Genomic DNA, 15,224 nt, shown 5'->3' with positions numbered 1-15,224 from the left:
GCCGATGTCGGACTCCCCAGAGGCGAGGAACGGGCAGGACCGCCCCGCCGACGCGCCCGTGCGCGTCGGCACCCGCGGCTCCGCCCTGGCCCGCACGCAAACCGTCACTGTGGCCGAGCAGCTCGGCCGTGAGGCCGGCCTGGAGCACGAGCTCGAGGTGATCCGCACCGAGGGGGACGTGACGACCGGGTCGCTGGCCTCGCTGGGCGGCACCGGCGTGTTCGCCTCGGCCCTGCGGGCCGCCGTGATCGACGGGCGCGTGGACATGGCCGTGCATTCGCTCAAGGACCTGCCGGCCGCTCAGCCGGAGGAGCTGGAGATCGTCGCCGTTCCGCCTCGCGCGGACCTGCGGGACGCGCTGTGCGCTCGCGACGGGCTCACGCTGGAGACCCTGCCCGAGGGCGCGCGCGTCGGCACGGGTTCGCCGCGACGGGTCGCTCAGCTCAAGGCGCTGCGCCCAGACCTCGAGCTCGTGGACATCCGCGGCAACGTGCAGACGCGTCTGGCGCGCGTGCCCGGGCTCGAACCGCACGACGACCACGCGCCCGCCGCCGAGGGCTCCCCGCGCGGAGACCTGGACGCCGTCGTGCTGGCCTGCGCCGGGCTCGACCGGCTCGGTCTCGCCGATGTCATCACCGAACGGATCGACACGGACGTGATGCTGCCGGCCCCGGGCCAGGGCGCGCTCGCCGTCGAGGTCAAAGCGCCCGAGGGCGACTGGATCGGCGAGGGATTCCTCGCCGACGAGGCCGTGGACGTGACCACGTTCGACGGTCGGCTGCGCGCGGGCCTGGAACTGGTCGACGACCTGCACACGCACGTCGCGGTGACGGCCGAACGGGCCCTGCTGCTGCGCCTCGAGGCCGGCTGCGCCGCCCCGATCGGCGCCGTGGCTCGCGTCGAGGACGGCATCGTCCCCGGCGAGGACGGGGCGCCGGACCGGACCGCGCCGCGCATCGTGCTCGACGCGATGGTCGCCGCCCTGGACGGCTCGCGGATCCTGCGGCAGTCCTCCTCCGTGCAGCTGGACCCCGTCCCGGATGACCTGGTCGAGGACCCGGCCCAGGCCCAGGAATGGATCTCCGACACGCTGCACATGGCCGCCGGAGCCCTCGGGGTGCACGTGGCCGAGGCGTTCGTCGCCGAGGGCGCGGACCTGCTGCCGGGCACCGTGCGCGGTGCGCGGCAGCCCGCCGACCGGGTCTACGAGGACGGCACGCCCGCCGACGTCGACGAGACCGGTGCCGACACCGACGCCTGAGATGCGCGTGCTGCTGACCCGCCAGCCCGCCCAGACCTCCCGTCTGGAGGCGGGGCTGGCGGGGGCGCGGGTGCCGGGAACCGTTGGACGCGACGGCGCGGGCGAGCCTGTCGATGTGGCCCTGCTGCCGCTCACCGACTTCGCTCTGCCCGACGACGACGCACCCCTGCGGTCGCTCGTGGCGGAGCTGGCGGAGCAGACACGGTCGACGGAGCCGGTACAGGAGCAGGCGTCGGAGCCGTCTGCTGCGCCGCGGGCGCCCGGCCGGTGGCTGATCGTCACGAGCCCCAACACCGTGCGGGCTTTGGCCCGCGTCGGGTGGGACGGGCTACTCCCCGCTGACGTGCGCGTGGCCGCCACGGGCCCGGGCACGGCGCGGGCCCTGCGCGAGGCCGGATGTGCGGCGCCGGTGTGGACGCCTCACCGGGACAGGTCGGCGCGGGGCATCGCGGCCGGACTGCGCGAGCTGGCCCCCGGGGGAGCGCGCGCGTGGCTGCCTCAGTCGGACCGGGCCCGGCCCGCGCTGACGGACGCGCTGCGCGGGGCCGGCTGGGCCGTGCAGACCGTGCTCGCCTACCGAACCGTCGCGTATCCGGCCAGGGGGTCGAGACGTGTGCTGGCCGCGGCGGCCGGGAACGAGGTCGACGGGACGGACGCGACGGGGCCCGAGGCGGGCATGACCCTGCCGACCTGGTCGCCGGGCGAGCTCGCTGCGGCCGAGGCGGGGACGGTCGTCGTGCTCACCAGCTCCTCGGCCGCCGAGCAGTTCGCCGAGCGCTGCCGACCCCGGGGCGGGGGCGCCGCCGAGGCCCTCCTGATCGCGATCGGTGACCCCACGGCCGAGACGATGCGCGCGCTCGCGCTGCCCGTGGCCGCCGTCTGCGCGACGCCGGACGCCGCCGGCGTGCTCGAGGCCCTCGCCGGCCTGCGGCGTCAGGGGTGAGCACCGACGTCACAGCTCGGGCGGCGGCTCCATCAGATCAACGCGCGGCGCCCGGAGAATGGACCGGGCGACGTTCTGGAAGTCGTGCTGGAACAGCAGCCGCGAGGCCTGCTCCTCGTCGATGTCATAGGCGTGCGCGAGCATGCGCACGTTCTCGGTGTAGAACGCGTGGAGCTTGTCCACGCCCTTGAGGAAGTCCAGCTCCTTGGCCATGGCCCCAGGCTACGGCGGGTCGGGGCATGGATCCAGGGGCGGCCGAGACCCACGGAGCCCCGGGCGGACGCGTCCCGGGGTCGGCTCAGCCCTCCGCGCGACGGCGGCGGCGCGCCTTGACCGCCGCCTCGACCGTGCGGCCCTCGGTGCGGGTCTGCAGGTACGGCTGCTCCATGACCAGGTCCGAGAGCTTGCGATGCCCGAAATCGCGCGGGTCGAAGTCCGCGTGGGCGCGGGAGAGGTGCTGGCCGATGACGCCGAGCGAGGCCCAGCCGTCGTCGCCGCTGGTCGCGTTGATCGCCTTGACCAGGGCGGACTCGAGGTGGATGCGCGGGGCCTCCTCGGTCGTCTCCTGCTCCTCGGCTTCGGCCAGCTCGGGCGTGGAGGCCGGCTGGGCGTCGGTCGTCGACTCCTCGGCGTGGGTGTCGTCGGCGGGCGTCTCGGCTCCGGCGCTCTTGGAGCCGCGGCCGCCGCGGCGGCGTCCCCGCCCGCCGCGCGAGGACCGGGAGGAGCCCTGGCCCGGCTGGGCCTCGTCCTCGCCGGCGCTCTCCTCGGCGTCCGCGTCGTGGCCCGCCGCCGCGTCATCGTGCTCCTCGGCCGAGGCCTTGAGCAGCTCGAGGTACACGAACTGATCGACGGCATTGCGCAGGGAGGCGGGGGTCTTGCGCTGGCCGAGGCCGATCACGCGCTTGCCGGACTCGCGCAGGCGAGTGGCCAGGCGAGTGAAGTCCGAGTCGGAGGAGACCAGAGCGAAGGCGTCGACGTTGCCCATCCACAGCAGGTCCATCGCATCGATGATGAGCGTGGAGTCCGTCGAGTTCTTGCCGACGGTGTAGGCGAACTGCTGGACGGGCTGGATGGCGTGGTGGTTCAGCGCCTTCTTCCACCCGTTCAGGTTCGTGGTGGTCCAGTCGCCGTAGGCGCGCTTGATGGTCGGCGTGCCGTGGCTGGCCAGCTCCTCGAGGATGAGGGGGGCGTAGGACGGCGAGACGTTGTCGCAGTCGATCAGCACGGCGATGCGGAGGGAAGAGGGGATCTCGGGCATGGGTCCAGCCTAGACTCGGGGACATGTCTTTTCCGCATCACCGTCCCCGTCGGCTCCGTCAGTCCGCCGCGATGCGCCGTCTGACCGCCGAGCACCGCCTACACCCTGCGCAGCTGATCCTGCCGGCGTTCGTGAAGGAGGGGATCGACGAGCCGCTGGCCATCGCATCGATGCCCGGGGTCGTGCAGCACACCCCGGACTCGCTCAAGGCCGCCGCGACCGAGGCGGCGCGGCTGGGCCTGGGCGGCATCATGCTCTTCGGCGTTCCCGCCGCCCGAGATGCCCGCGGCAGCGCCGCCCTCGACCCGGACGGCGTGCTCAACCGCGCGATCGCCGACGTCAAGGCGGAGGTGGGTGACGAGCTGGTCGTCATGTCCGATCTGTGCCTCGATGAGTTCACCGACCACGGCCACTGCGGCGTGCTGACCGAGGACGGCCGCGTCGACAACGATGCGACCCTCGAGATCTACGCGCAGATGGGCCTGGCCCAGGTGCAGGCCGGAGCGGACGTGCTGGGCCCCTCGGGCATGATGGACGGCCAGGTGCGTGTGATCCGGGAGGCGCTCGAAGCGGCCGGGCACACCGACACCGTGATCCTCGCCTACGCCGCCAAGTACGCCTCGGCCTTCTACGGGCCGTTCCGCGACGCTGTGGATTCGCAGCTGCAGGGCGATCGTCGCACCTACCAGATGGACGCCGCGAACCGCACCGACGCCGTGCGCGAGGTCATGCTCGACCTCGAGGAGGGCGCGGACATGGTCATGGTCAAGCCGGCCATGAGCTACCTGGACGTCGTCGCTGACGTGGCCGAGCTGGCCGATGTGCCGGTGGCCGCGTATCAGATCTCGGGCGAGTACTCGATGATCGAGGCCGCCGCCGCGAACGGTTGGATCGACCGCGAGGCGGCGATCGCCGAGTCCGTCCTGGCGATCCATCGCGCCGGCGCCGACAGCATCCTGACCTACTGGGCCGCCGAGCTCGGCCGCCGACTTATGGAGGAGAACGCATGAGCACGCAGAGCACCGCCGCCTCGATCACCAACACCGCCGCCTTCGACGCGGCCCAGGCCGTCATTCCTGGCGGCGTCGACTCGCCCGTGCGGGCCTTCGGATCCGTGGGCGGCACGCCACGGTTCATGACGCGGGCCGACGGCCCGTATCTGTATGACGTCGAGGGCAACCGGTACGTCGACCTGGTGTGCTCCTGGGGCCCGATGCTGCTCGGCCACCAGCACCCCGACGTGGTCGCGGCGGTCCACGAGGCGGTCGATGCGGGGCTGTCCTTCGGCACCTCGACGCTCGCCGAGACCGCGCTGGCCGAACTGATCACCCAGCGCGTGCCGGTCGAGCGCGTGCGCTTCGTCTCCACGGGCACCGAGGCCACCATGACGGCCCTGCGCCTGGCCCGCGGGGTAACCGGCCGGAACCTGATCGTGAAGTTCGCCGGCTGCTACCACGGGCACTCCGACGGGCTGCTGGCCGCGGCGGGCTCGGGCGTGGCGACGCAGGCCCTGCCCGGCTCGGCCGGCGTGACCGCGGCCGCCGCCTCCGAGACGATCGTCGTGGACTACAACTCGCCCGAGCAGCTCGAGCAGGTGTTCGCCGAGCACGGCGAGAACATCGCCGCCGTCATCACCGAGGCCGTGCCCTGCAATATGGGTGTGGTCGAGCCGGCCGCCGGGTTCAACGCGTTCCTGCGCGAGATCACGCGTCGGCACGGCTCGCTGCTCATCTGGGATGAGGTGCTCACCGGCTTCCGCGCCTCCGACGCGGGCGGCTGGGGCCTGACGGGCCGTGAGGAGGGCTGGACGCCGGATGTGTGGTGCTTCGGCAAGGTCATCGGCGGTGGCATGCCGACCGCTGGCCTGGGTGGATCGGCCGAGATCATGAACCACCTGGCGCCGCTGGGGCCGGTCTATCAGGCCGGCACGCTCTCCGGGAACCCGGTCGCCATGGCGGCCGGACACGCGACCCTCGCGCGGGCGGATGCGTCCGTGTACGAGCGCGTGCAGACCGCCTCGGACGCGCTGCGCACCGGCCTGGTCGAGGCGCTCGAGACCGCGGGCGTCGACCACTCGATCCAGCGGGCCGGAACCCTGTTCTCGGTCGCCTTCGGCACCTCCGAACGGGGCGTGCGCAACTACGCCGACGCGCAGGCGCAGGAGACCTTCCGCTACGCACCGTTCTTCCAGTCGCTGCTGTCCTCGGGCGTCTACCTGCCCCCGAGCGTGTTCGAGGCCTGGTTCGTCTCGGCCGCACACGACGACGCGGCCATCGAGCACGTGCTCGAGGCCCTGCCGGCGGCTGCCCGCGCCGCCGCGGCGGCGACGCCCGAGGACTGAGCTGAGGGGCCGGCCGGGCCTGCTCGGCTCAGGCGACCGGCTCGACGGGCCAGGCCTGCGAGATGGTCGCCTGCGGGTCCTTGCGGCGCAGATACTCCTGGAAGCTCGCCGACTGCTCAGCCTTCCACGCGACCTGCTGTTCGTGCAGGCGGGCCGGGTCGAGGCGCAGCTTCTCGTGCTGGCGTGCCAGAGCGTCGGCCACATGGATGCCCGCCAGCGCGTCGGCCGCGGAGGTGTGCGCGTTCTCGAGGCTGACTCCGAAGTGCTCGGCGACGGCGCTCAGGGTGCGCTTGCCCTTGCGGAAGCGGTCCGTCTGCTTGTCCAGCACGAACGGGTCGATCACCCGGTCCGGGCGCAGCGGCTCGAGGCCGTGCCTGCGGGCCTCGCGGTCCATCACGGTGAAGTCGTAGACGGCGTTGTAGGCGATCACCGGGATTCGGGCGGAGAACAGATCCCGCAGCGTTTCCAGGACCTGCACGACGCCCTCGGCGGCGGGCACGCCCTCGGCTCGCGCCCGTTCGGTGCTCACGCCGTGCACCTGCGCCGCCTCATCGGGGATCGGCACGCCCGGGTCCACGAGCCATTCGGCGGAGGAGGCGGCCCGGCCGGCGGCGTCCACCATCACGATCGTGGCCGTCACGATACGGGCCTGGGACGGGTCGCGGCCCGTCGTCTCCAGGTCGAACCCCGCGCGGATCTGTTCATGCCAGTTCATGCCGACCACGCTACCGTCGGCCGGGAGACGTTGAGCCCGGGCTCGGCGAGCACCGACCGACGGGCCCGCCGTGCCGGGGGGAAGCTGGACCGTGTGAGCAGTGGCGGGGGAGGACGAGCCCGGATGAGAACGGAACGGGAACCCGGCCACCGCCGATCTGAGCACCCCGAGGCCGAAGGGCCGCCCGCGCAGGGTCCGCTCACGGTGCTCGAGGCGCTCGCCGAGGCCGCTCGGCTCGTGCCACCGGGCCGCGCGGTCTCCTACGGGGCGCTGGCGGGGCTACTGGGCGTCGGCGGGCCGCGTCAGGCGGGACGGGCCATGGCGGAGTCCGGCCCGGGCACGCCGTGGTGGCGGGTGCTGCGCGCCGACGGGACGCTGCCCGAACACCTGGCCGCTCCGGCGGCGCGACAGCATGAGCGGGAGGGCACCCCGCGTCGTCGCACCAGCGGCGTGGACATGGCCGGGGCGGCGTGGCACCCGACCCCCGCGCAGCGTCGGGCGCTCGAGGCACTCGCCGCGCGCACGCGGTGAGCGGGGCGCACCGGCTTATCGTCGCGGTCGCCTTTGGCAGGATGACAGCATGACCGACCACGACGAACCGGCGACCGTGACCGGCAACGCGGACTCGCATTCGGGGGAGGACCCCGCCCGGGTGCGATTCGATGCGTTCGAGCCGGCTCGGACAGTGCCGCACGTCGAACTCACCGACGAGCAGCGGGCTGTGGTCGAGCTGGGCGCCGGCCACGGTCCCGTGCTGATCCTCGGTGCGCCCGGCACGGGCCGCACCACCGCTGTGCTGGAGGCGGTCGTGAGGCGGATCGACGCCGGGCTGAACCCCGAGTCGGTACTGATGCTCGCCCCCACGCGCTCCGCGGCGTCGCGGCTGCGTGACGGCCTCTCGGAGAGGCTCGCGGCCGCCGGCCGCGGCACGCGCTCGAGCACGCCGGTACGGACGTGGGCCTCCTACGCGTTCGACCTGATCCGTCGGGCACGGCTGGCGGGTCCGTTGGCGCATCTGGCCCGACCGCCCCGTCTGCTTTCCGGCGCGGAGCAGGACACGCTCATCGGCGAGCTGCTGGAGAGCTATGAGGCCGGACTGCTGCCCGCCCCGCCCTGGCCCACAGAGCTGCTGGAGGCCGTGCCCACGCGCGGGTTCCGCCGCGAGGTGCGCGAGCTCGTGGACCGCATGAGCGAGTTCGGCGTTGAACCGGGAGACCTACAGGCTCTGGGCGGCGAGCACGGTCGGCCGGAGTGGGAGGCGGCCGCCGTGCTGCTGCAGGACTACCGCGACCGTCTCGATCTGGGCATGGCCGAGGCGTTCGACCCGGCCGGGCTGATCTCCACCGCGGTGCGGCTGCTCTCGTCTGAGGAACCGACCGGGCTCGCCGCGCCGGACGCGATCGAAGAGTTTGCCCGGGCCGAGCGGGAGCGGATCGAGCTCATCGTCGTCGACGATCTGCAGGAGGCCACCCCCGCGATGCACGAGCTGCTCGCGGTGCTCGGGCACGAGGCCGACGTCCTGCTCGCCGCCGCACCGGACACGACCGTCCAGGGCTTTCGCGGTGCGCGTCCGGATCTGGTCGGCCAGGTGCTGGAGCGGCTCGGCGGAGGACGCACGCACCGGCTCACTCGGGGGTTCCGGATGCACGCGGACGTGCACGCGGCCTGGGCCCGCGTGGCACGGCGTCTCGGAGCGGGCTTCCCGGAACACGCGCGGGCGCTCCACGAGGCCAGCGCCGTGCCGGCCGAGGAATCGGAGCCGGCCGCGTTCGACTCATCAGCCCACGTGCTGGCCTCCCTCGCACACGAGGACCAGTTCGTCCTGCAACGCGTGCTCCAGGTCCATCACGACTGCCAGGTGCCGCTGGACGACATCGCCGTCCTCGCCCGCACCGGTGCGCGCGTTGCGGGTCTGGCCCGGTTCCTGGAGGGCCAGGGGGTCCCGGTCCGTCACGACTCCGCGGGCACCGTGCTCAAGGACGAGCCCGCCGTCGCGCCGCTGCTGCGGCTGCTGCGGCTCGTCGTCGACCTCGGCACGCCCGTGGTCCCCGCCGACGGGGAACCCGCGGCGCCGGCGAGGCCGGGAGCGCGCCTGACCGAGGTGCTCGAGGCGGGGGACGTCGACGCGCTGCTGCGCGGCCGGTATGGCGCGATGACGGCACTGCATGTGCGCCGACTGCGCCAGGACCTGCTCACGGCGGAGCGGGCCCGTGGCGGCCGACGCTCCAGCGCCGAGCTGCTCGTTCAGGCTCTGGTCGAGCCCGACATCATCGGTCCGGAGACCGAACGCCACCACGGGCTGCAGCGGCTGTCCCGCATGCTGCACGCGGGGCTGGCGGCAGCCTCAGCTGCGGATGCCACCGCCGAGACGGTCCTGTGGGCGCTGTGGTCCGCCGCGGAGCGGGGGCAGGCCTGGCGCCGCACCGCCCTGGGCCGCACGGCGTTCGGCCGCAGCGACCGACCCGACGCCGGGTGCGAGGCCCGACGCGCCGATGCCGACCTCGACGCCGTCGTCGCCCTGTTCGAACTGGCCGAGCGGTACGTCGACCAGTTCCCGGGCAGCCGTGCCGACGCGTTCTCGACGTACATGGAGTCCCAGGACCTGCCGATGGACTCGCTCGCCCGCGGTTCGGCCGGCTGGGACGCCGTGCACGTGCTCACCCCGGCGACGGCGGCAGGTCGCCAGTGGCACACGGTGATCGTCGTGGGCGTCCAGGACGGGGTGTGGCCGAACACCCGCCTGCGCGGCCAGCTGCTCGGGGCGACGGACCTGGTTGACCTCGTCGGTGCGGGCCCTGGACAGGAGTGGCCGACGCCTCACCGCACGCGTTTGGCCGAGGTCCGTCGAGACGAGCTGCGGTCCTTCGCCGCCGCCGTCTCCCGTGCCCGACGCACCGTCCTCGGCACGGCGGTGGCCGACGCGGACACCGCCCCCTCGGAGTTCCTGGAGCTGATCGGCCCGGTGCCGAGGCACCGCAGCGGCGGTTACGCTCACACGCACGTCCCGCCGGCGCTGACCTCGAGTGCGGCGGTCGCCCGGTTGCGCGCCGTCCTCGAACAGGACCATGCGCGGCCGGCCATGCAGGCCGACGGCCCGGGCACCGGCGAGTCGATCACCCCGGACGAGGCCGCCGCGGGGCTCGCGTGGCTCGCGGCGCAGGGTGTGCGCGCCGCGGATCCGGAGCACTGGTGGGGCCTGGGGCCGCTGAGCACCGACGCACCGTTGGTGCCCTTGGACGAGAGCGGTCGGCCGACGGAGCCGGTACGCCTGTCGCCCTCGCGTGTGCAGACCCTGCTGGAGAACCCGCTCGACTGGTTCGTCTCCCTCGCCGGCGGCGACCAGCCCGCCACCACCGCGCAACAGGTCGGCGTGCTCGTGCACTCGATCGCCGAGCACCACCCGCAGGGCCCCGCCGAGGCCGTCCGCGCGGAGCTGACACGCCGCCTGGCCGAGCTGGCTCTGCCGCCGGGGTGGACCGCCGAAGCCACGCGGGAGGACCTGCGGCATCGCGTCGAGTCCTACGTGCGCTACCTCGACCAGGCCGACCTCGCCGGTCGGCGCAGCGTCGGTGAGGAGGTCCGCGTGGACGTCGTTCTGGCCGACGAGACCGTGCCGGTGCGCATCGTCGGGGTGATCGACCGACTCGAGGTCGACGCCGCGGGCCGGCCGATCGTCGTGGACCTGAAGACCGGGACCACCCCGCCAACCGCGGCGGAGCTGCCGCGCCTGCCCCAGCTGGCCGCCTATCAGGTGGCCGTGCGGGCCGGGGCGCTCGACGGCGCCGAGCACCGCGGCGGTCTGGTGGACCCGCACGAACCCGCTGGAGCACGGCTCGTGCAGCTCGGCGCCGCCAACAGGTCCGAGGTCAAGGAACAGCCCCAGGATCCGATCACCACGGCCGACGACTGGGCTCCGCGGCAGGTCGTCACCGCCGCCGCGCGCAGTCTCGGACCACGTCTGCTCGTGCTGCACGACGGACCCGGCCCGTGCCGCAACGCGGCCCTGTGCCCGCTGTGCGCGCAGGGTCGAGAGGTGACCGAATGGACCCGATGAGCACCCCGCAGAGGAGCCCTGCCGTGATGTCCGCCGCCGCGCAGGCCCGGTACAGCCCCGCCGAGATCGCCGAACGACTCGGCTCGTTCCCGCCCACCCAGGAGCAGGCCGAGGTCATCGCCGCCGACCTCTCGCCCCGGCTCGTGATCGCGGGCGCCGGCTCGGGCAAGACCGCGACCATGGCCGACCGCGTCGTCTGGCTCGTCGCCAACGGCCTGGTCCTGCCCGACCAGGTGCTCGGCGTGACGTTCACCCGCAAGGCCGCCGGCGAGCTGGGCCACCGGATCAACGCGCGGCTGCGGGCGCTGCTCGATTCCGGGCTCGAGATCCCCGGACTCGCGGTCGACCCCGAGCAGCTCGGGCACGCCGAGGTGTCGACCTACCACTCGTACGCCGGGGGCCTCGTCCGCGACCACGGGTTGCGGATCGGCGTCGAGCCCGGGGCGACTCTGATCGGCGACGCCGACGCCTACCGGTTCATGCATCAGATCGCCTCCGAGCTGCCCATCGACCGGCTGCAGGCCACCGGAGGGCTGCCGTCCTTGTCCACGCTGGTCTCCGGCGCCCTCAGTCTCTCCTCGGACATGGCCGAGCACCTGCGCACCGCCGAGGAGGTCGTCGCGTATCTCGACGGGGTGATCGCTCACGGCCAGTCCCTGCCGCCGGCGGGCCGTCGGACCGAGCCGACGAAGGACGTGCACGAGCTGCTGGTGTCCCTGCGCACGCGGCGCGTCATGGCCGAGCTGGTCGAGCAGTACGCCGCGGCCAAGGCCGAGGCGGAGGTCATGGACTTCGGGGACCTGCTGCGCCACGCCGCGACCATCGCGGCCGAGGTGCCGCTGGTGGGCCGGCTCGAACGCGACCGGTGGCGCGTCGTGCTCCTCGACGAGTTCCAGGACACCTCACACGCGCAGATGCAGATCTTCAGCGGCCTCTTCGGCGCAGCGGGGGAGGGGGCCGGGCACAGCGTGACCGCCGTCGGTGACCCCCACCAGTCGATCTACGGCTTCCGTGGGGCCTCGGCCGGTCAGCTGTTCACGTTCCCCCACGCCTTCCCGGTCGTCGACCGTTCCGAGGACACGGCCGCTCAGCGCTCGCCGGCGTCCGTCTCCCACCTCACCGTGGCCTGGCGCAACGATCGCGCGATCCTCGACCTGGCCAACGCCGTCGTCGCCCCGCTGGCCCAGCCCGACGACGCCCCCGTGCGGGTGCGTCCACTGCGTCCGCGGCCCGAGGCGGGGACCGGCCACGTCCGCCTCGACGAGCACCTGACCGACCATGAGGAGGCCGCCGACGTCGTCGCACGGCTGGCCGCCCTCGCGGACGACGCCCGCGAGGCCGGCGCAGAGCCGCCCACCCGAGCCGTGCTGTGCCGCACCAGGAGCCAGTTCGACCCGATCCTCGCGGCCCTCGACGAGGCGGGCGTGCCCTACGAGGTGCTCGGACTCACCGGGCTGCTCACCCTGCCCGAGGTGGCCGAGGTGCTCGGTGTGCTGCACCTGCTTGCCGACCCGACCCGGTCCGACCGGCTGCTCACCCTGCTCGCCGGCCCCCGCTGGCGCATCGGCACCGCCGACCTCGCCCTGCTCGCCGAGCGGGCCCGGTTCCTGGCGCGACTGCGTGCCCGCGCGGCGGGGGAGCCGGCCGAGGAACCGGTCAGCGACGAGGAAGAGGCCGACGCCGCGGTCCTGCTCGAAGCGGTCGACGACCTGCCCGGAGAACGCAGCACATGGCGTGGCCAGCACGGCGCCCAGTTCTCCGAGGAGGGGCTGGCCCGACTGCGGAGACTGCGCGAGCTGCTGCGTCGTCTCGCTCGCCGCGCGGACGACGACCTGCCCGATCTGATCGCCGAGATCGAACGCAGCCTGGGCCTGGACGTCGAGCTGGCGATCCGTCCCGGCACGTCGGCGGTCTCGGCGCGACGGCACCTGAACGCCTTCGTGGACGTCGCGAGGGACTTCGCCGCCCGTGGCCCGGCCGGGCCGGGCCGGCTGCGCGCCTTCCTGGACTGGGTGGAGTCGGCCGAGGAACATGAGAAGGGCCTGCCCATCGAGGGTGCGGAGCCGGACCCGCACGCGATCACCGTGCTCACCGCGCACGCCGCGAAGGGCCTTGAATGGGACGTCGTGGCGGTGCCCGGACTTCTGCAGGCCACGTTCCCCTCCACATCGCGCATCACGTCGTGGATGGACAAGGGCTCGGGCGCCCTGCCGTGGCCGCTGCGCGGGGACGCGCGCGCCCTGCCGCAGTGGGATCCCTCCTGGGCGGAGGACCAGCGCGACTGGTTCGGCAGTTCGAAGCGGCTCATGGCGGCCTCGCGCGCGAAGGTCGGCGAGGTGCCAGACCATCGTGACCTGCTGTTCGAGCACGTCCTGGCCGATGAACGACGTCTGGCCTACGTCGCGTACACCCGCGCCCGCCGTGAGCTGTGGCTGAGCACCACCCGCTGGAAGGGCACGGTCACCCGGCCCGCGCCGGCCTCGGACTTCTTCACCGACGCCGCGCAGCTGGTCGGTCGGGTCCCCGGCATCGAGTGGGGACGACGTCTCGACGAGTCCGAGCAGACGGAGACCAACCCGGCGCTGGGCCGCGTGCGCGCGGCCCTGTGGCCCTTCGACCCGCTCGACGGGCCCGAGGTCTACGAGGTCGACCCCGACGACCCCGACGCCACGGACGCGTGGCGGCCCCTGCCGCGACGCTCGCGTCCGCGCAGAGCGGCGGTCGAGGCCGCGGCCCGGGCCGTCCGCGCGGCTGAGCCCGACGCGCTCGATCCGGACTCGACGCTGGGCCGTCAGCTGGACTGGGTCGTGCGCCGCGAGAAGAGCCTGCAGGGGGCCAGCGACCATGTCGCCCTGCCCAGTCACGTCTCGGTGTCTCTGTACGGCGAGCTGGCCTCGGACCCGCAGAAGGTGGCCGACCAGCTGCGCCGCCCCATGCCCAGGCAGCCAGCCCACGCCGCACGACGGGGCACCGCCTTCCACGCCTGGCTCGAGGACCGTTTCGACGCCTCCGGCATGCTCGACATCGACGACCCCCAGGATGCGGCCGACGCGTGGATGGACGACGCCTTGGACCTGGAGTCGATGAAGCAGTGGTTCTTGGCCTCCCGGTGGGCCGACCGCACCCCGGCGTTCGTCGAGGCCGCCGTCGAGACCACCGTGGCGGGGCTGACCCTGCGCGGACGCGTCGACGCGATCTACCGTGACGGCGCCCGGCCCGGCCACCCGTACGACCCGCAGGCCCGGTGGGAGCTGGTCGACTGGAAGACCGGAGCGGTCCCCACCGGAGCTGAACTCGAACTCAAGGGGTTGCAGCTGGCCGTCTACCGGCTCGCGTGGTCGCGGCTGCACGCGATTCCGATCGAGAACATCGACGCCTCGTTCGTCTACGTGGCCCACGGCGTCGAACGGCGGATGACAGACCTGGCGGACGAGGAGACGCTCGAGCGGATCCTCGCCGACGCGCTCGGTCGCACCGGTGACTGAGGCTCGAGGAAGCCCCCGAGGAGGCCGCCCGCGGCGGCTGGGCCGGCCGCTGGGGGAGCGCGCGTCAGGCGGGCCGCGGGCCCGGCTGCCCCGCTCCGGCGTCCTGTGCCGTCGGGGCGGGCCCGGTCTCGTGCCCGGCACGCGGGGCTTCGGCGGCCTCGACGGCGGCGGTCAGCTCGGCGAGCATCTGCTCGGCCTCAGCGATCATGGTCGCGTCCCGACGGTCCACGCCGCGCACGAGCCACTGGGCGAGGGCGAACTCGGCGGCGAGCGTCGCCCGCCGCATCAGGTGCGGATCCGGCGCCGACGCGTCGGCCCCCTCGTCCCGACGCTCGCGGTATGCCTGCAACAGGGACGCGGCGAACTCGGGGTCGTCCGCCGAGGCGAGCCAGGCCAGGTCCTCGGCCGGATCGCCGATGTGCAGGTCCGTCCAGCCGATGACTCCGACCAGCCGTCCGCGCTCGAACAGCAGGTTGTCCTCGTGCAGGTCACCGTGCACCGGCACCGGCTCGAAGCGCCACAGCGTCTCCTCCTCGAGCGCGGCCTCCCAGCGGCGCAGCAGCACCGGCGGGATGCGCCCGGTCGTCGCGGCCTGGTCGAGCTCGTTCAGCCGCCGCGTGCGCACGTCCTCGGCGGTGTACGCGGGCAGATCCGCCTCACGCACCACCTGCTCGTCGAGGCCGTGGATCGCGGCCATCGCCCGGGCGATGTCCTGTGCCGTCCTCGCGTCGGCCGCGACGAGCTCCTCGAGCCCGAGCACCGCGCCTGGCATGTCCTGATAGACGAACGTGCGCAGCTGGTCCTGCCTCACCGCACCGGCGACCGACGGCGTGCGGAAGGGCAGGCCCGCCTTCACCGACGGCGTGAATCCGGCCAGCACCTGCAGTTCCGTCTCGAGCCGCATCGCGGCCTGCTCCGTCAGCGGCCGCCGCACGCGCCACCGCTGGCGCTTGTCGTCGAAGACGACGACGGACTCGAACTCATGGGGATCGTCCGGGCTCTCGGCAACGCCGGTCGGGGCCAGGCCCGGGACGGCGGCCGCGGCGAGCGCGGCGAGAGTGAAATGAGGGGAAGTCACGGGCTCCAGCCTAGGCGTCCGAGCGCCGGAACGCGCCCGAGGCAGCCGTGGCGCGAGGGATGATGTCCTGCCGCTGTGAGGGCTGTTGA

11 protein-coding genes are annotated in these 15,224 nt (G+C 73.7%); 7 read left to right on the top strand and 4 right to left on the bottom strand.

The genetic code is table 11. From position 1 onward, the window contains the following. The first annotated feature begins 4 nt into the window (after positions 1-4). Both hemC and HDA30_RS05410 read left to right on the top strand, forming a co-directional pair. A complete protein-coding gene (gene hemC / locus HDA30_RS05415) occupies positions 5-1,261 on the top strand; it encodes a hydroxymethylbilane synthase (protein ID WP_184241309.1) in 1,257 nt (418 codons plus the stop codon). A gap of 1 nt (position 1,262) precedes the next feature. Continuing rightward, a complete protein-coding gene (locus HDA30_RS05410; protein WP_184241308.1) occupies positions 1,263-2,204 on the top strand; it encodes a uroporphyrinogen-III synthase in 942 nt (313 codons plus the stop codon). A 9-nt stretch (positions 2,205-2,213) separates the two neighbouring features. On the opposite strand, the gene HDA30_RS05405 is transcribed toward HDA30_RS05410, so the two are convergent. Both HDA30_RS05405 and HDA30_RS05400 read right to left on the bottom strand, forming a co-directional pair. Further along, the gene (locus HDA30_RS05405; RefSeq protein WP_158496728.1) at positions 2,214-2,417 is read right to left on the bottom strand and encodes a hypothetical protein; all 204 of its coding nucleotides are present in this window, start codon (positions 2,415-2,417) and stop codon (positions 2,214-2,216) included. A gap of 85 nt (positions 2,418-2,502) precedes the next feature. Then, a complete protein-coding gene (locus HDA30_RS05400; protein WP_184241307.1) occupies positions 2,503-3,462 on the bottom strand; it encodes an NYN domain-containing protein in 960 nt (319 codons plus the stop codon). A gap of 23 nt (positions 3,463-3,485) precedes the next feature. On the opposite strand from HDA30_RS05400, the gene hemB reads away from it, so the two are divergent. Beyond that, positions 3,486-4,472, top strand: coding sequence for a porphobilinogen synthase (gene hemB, locus HDA30_RS05395; protein WP_184241306.1), 987 nt, complete (start codon positions 3,486-3,488; stop codon positions 4,470-4,472). Next, positions 4,469-5,803 carry a glutamate-1-semialdehyde 2,1-aminomutase gene (hemL, locus tag HDA30_RS05390; protein WP_184241305.1) on the top strand — a complete coding sequence of 445 codons (1,335 nt, stop codon included), beginning with the start codon at positions 4,469-4,471 and terminating at the stop codon, positions 5,801-5,803. Before hemB ends, hemL begins: the two co-directional genes overlap by 4 nt. Before the next feature lie 28 nt (positions 5,804-5,831). On the opposite strand, the gene HDA30_RS05385 is transcribed toward hemL, so the two are convergent. Continuing rightward, complete coding sequence (locus tag HDA30_RS05385) at positions 5,832-6,518, bottom strand: 3'-5' exonuclease (protein ID WP_184241304.1); 687 nt, start codon at positions 6,516-6,518, stop codon at positions 5,832-5,834. Between the two features lie 123 nt (positions 6,519-6,641). Here HDA30_RS05385 and HDA30_RS05380 point away from each other — a divergent pair, with 123 nt between their 5' ends. Genes HDA30_RS05380 through HDA30_RS05370 form a run of 3 tightly spaced genes read left to right on the top strand, consistent with a single transcriptional unit; the run spans position 6,642 to position 14,057 of the window. Further along, positions 6,642-7,049 carry an MGMT family protein gene (locus HDA30_RS05380; protein WP_158496733.1) on the top strand — a complete coding sequence of 136 codons (408 nt, stop codon included), beginning with the start codon at positions 6,642-6,644 and terminating at the stop codon, positions 7,047-7,049. A 49-nt stretch (positions 7,050-7,098) separates the two neighbouring features. Further along, positions 7,099-10,572, top strand: coding sequence for an ATP-dependent helicase (locus HDA30_RS05375; RefSeq protein ID WP_184241303.1), 3,474 nt, complete (start codon positions 7,099-7,101; stop codon positions 10,570-10,572). Then, positions 10,569-14,057 (top strand): ATP-dependent helicase, encoded by a 3,489-nt coding sequence (locus HDA30_RS05370; RefSeq protein WP_246418707.1) that lies wholly within the window; start codon positions 10,569-10,571, stop codon positions 14,055-14,057. The genes HDA30_RS05375 and HDA30_RS05370 overlap by 4 nt, the downstream gene beginning before the upstream one ends. Positions 14,058-14,121: 64 nt before the next feature. Here HDA30_RS05370 and HDA30_RS05365 read toward each other — a convergent pair whose 3' ends face one another. Continuing rightward, a complete protein-coding gene (locus tag HDA30_RS05365) occupies positions 14,122-15,135 on the bottom strand; it encodes a phosphotransferase (protein WP_184241301.1) in 1,014 nt (337 codons plus the stop codon). Positions 15,136-15,224 lie beyond the last annotated feature (89 nt).

It is taken from the genome of Micrococcus cohnii, from assembly GCF_014205175.1.
Taxonomy (GTDB): domain Bacteria; phylum Actinomycetota; class Actinomycetes; order Actinomycetales; family Micrococcaceae; genus Micrococcus; species Micrococcus cohnii.
The sequence above is the reverse complement of the archived record's forward strand: the minus strand, read 5'-3'. Positions and strand labels throughout refer to the sequence as shown.

What these genes read in the sequence shown, in the direction of transcription:
- HDA30_RS05370 (WP_246418707.1), top strand. Translation starts at nt 10,569, where the DNA reads ATGAGCACCCCGCAGAGGAGCCCTGCCGTGATGTCCGCCGCCGCGCAG.
- HDA30_RS05375 (WP_184241303.1), top strand. Translation starts at nt 7,099, where the DNA reads ATGACCGACCACGACGAACCGGCGACCGTGACCGGCAACGCGGACTCG.
- hemC (WP_184241309.1), top strand. Translation starts at nt 5, where the DNA reads ATGTCGGACTCCCCAGAGGCGAGGAACGGGCAGGACCGCCCCGCCGAC.
- HDA30_RS05385 (WP_184241304.1), bottom strand. Translation starts at nt 6,518, where the DNA reads ATGAACTGGCATGAACAGATCCGCGCGGGGTTCGACCTGGAGACGACG.
- hemB (WP_184241306.1), top strand. Translation starts at nt 3,486, where the DNA reads ATGTCTTTTCCGCATCACCGTCCCCGTCGGCTCCGTCAGTCCGCCGCG.
- HDA30_RS05400 (WP_184241307.1), bottom strand. Translation starts at nt 3,462, where the DNA reads ATGCCCGAGATCCCCTCTTCCCTCCGCATCGCCGTGCTGATCGACTGC.
- HDA30_RS05410 (WP_184241308.1), top strand. Translation starts at nt 1,263, where the DNA reads ATGCGCGTGCTGCTGACCCGCCAGCCCGCCCAGACCTCCCGTCTGGAG.
- hemL (WP_184241305.1), top strand. Translation starts at nt 4,469, where the DNA reads ATGAGCACGCAGAGCACCGCCGCCTCGATCACCAACACCGCCGCCTTC.
- HDA30_RS05405 (WP_158496728.1), bottom strand. Translation starts at nt 2,417, where the DNA reads ATGGCCAAGGAGCTGGACTTCCTCAAGGGCGTGGACAAGCTCCACGCG.
- HDA30_RS05380 (WP_158496733.1), top strand. Translation starts at nt 6,642, where the DNA reads ATGAGAACGGAACGGGAACCCGGCCACCGCCGATCTGAGCACCCCGAG.